The following is a 1,408-nucleotide window of genomic DNA, read 5'->3' as shown; positions in this document are numbered from 1 at the left end:
TGCTGGAGGCGACGTGGGAGGCGATCGAGCGGGCCGGGATGGACCCGGTGTCGCTGCGGGGCAGCCAGACCGGCGTCTTCGCCGGCGTCATGTACAGCGACTACGGGAGCATTCTCGCCGACGAGCAGTACGAGGGCTACCGTGGCAACGGCAGCGCGGGCAGCATCGCCTCGGGGCGCGTCTCGTACACGTTCGGGTTCGAGGGTCCGGCGGTGACGGTGGACACGGCGTGTTCGTCGTCGCTGGTGGCTCTGCACTGGGCGGCGCAGGCGCTGCGCTCGGGTGAGTGCTCGCTCGCCGTGGCCGGCGGCGTCACGGTCATGGCCACCCCCACCGCGTTCGTCGAGTTCTCCCGCCAGGGAGCCCTCTCCGCCGACGGCCGCTGCAAGGCGTTCTCCGACACGGCTGACGGAGCTGGTTGGTCCGAGGGCGTCGGTGTGCTGGTCCTGGAGCGGTTGTCGGATGCGCGGCGCAACGGTCACCAGGTGCTGGCCGTCGTGCGGGGTAGTGCGGTCAATCAGGATGGTGCGTCGAATGGTCTGACGGCGCCGAACGGTCCGTCGCAGCAGCGGGTGATCCGGCAGGCGCTGGCCAGTGGCGGTCTGTCGGCGGGCGATGTCGATGTGGTGGAGGCGCACGGTACGGGTACGACGCTGGGTGACCCGATCGAGGCGCAGGCGCTGATCGCGACGTACGGTCAGGACCGGCCCGTCGACCGGCCGTTGCGGCTGGGCACCATCAAGTCGAACATCGGGCACGCCCAGGCTGCCGCGGGTGTGGCCGGGGTCATCAAGATGGTGATGGCGATGCGGCACGGTGTGCTGCCGCGGACGCTGCACGTGGATGCGCCGTCGTCGCACGTGGACTGGTCGGCGGGTGTGGTGGAGCTGCTGACCGAGCCGCTGCCGTGGGCAGGCGAGGGACGTCCGCGTCGGGCCGGTGTGTCGTCGTTCGGCATCAGCGGCACGAACGCACACGTCGTCCTCGAACAACCCGCGACCGAAGCCGAGTTGGAAACTCGAGCGGCACAGGAACCGAAGACCGAGCCCGGTGTGGTGCCGTGGGTTCTCTCCGGTAGGAGTGAGGCCGCGTTGCGTGCGCAGGCCGAGCGGCTGCGGGAGTTCGTGGCGGGTGACGGCGTGGAGGTTCGTGGTGTGGACCTCGGGTTCTCGTTGGCGACTCAGCGGTCCGTGTTCGAGCATCGTGCGGTGGTGCTGGCGGATGACAAGTCGGCCGCTCTGGCGGCGCTTGCGGCGGGTGTTCCGGCCGCGGGTGTCGTGGAGGGTGCGGCCGAACAGGGTCGTACGGCGTTGCTGTTCTCGGGTCAGGGTTCGCAGCGGCTCGGCATGGGGCGTGAGCTGTATGGGCGTTTCCCGGTGTTCGCGGAGGCGTTCGACGCGGTGTGCGC

General features: G+C 70.2%; 1 protein-coding gene. It reads left to right on the top strand.

Features of this window, described 5'->3' with window-relative positions:
• Nucleotides 1–1,408: type I polyketide synthase (locus tag ACFWVE_RS35025; RefSeq protein ID WP_384023310.1), on the top strand; the 1,408-nt coding region annotated here is incomplete at both ends.

The organism is Streptomyces sp. NPDC058632, assembly GCF_042717095.1.
Taxonomy (GTDB): Bacteria; Actinomycetota; Actinomycetes; order Streptomycetales; family Streptomycetaceae; genus Streptomyces.
The sequence above is the reverse complement of the archived record's forward strand: the minus strand, read 5'-3'. Positions and strand labels throughout refer to the sequence as shown.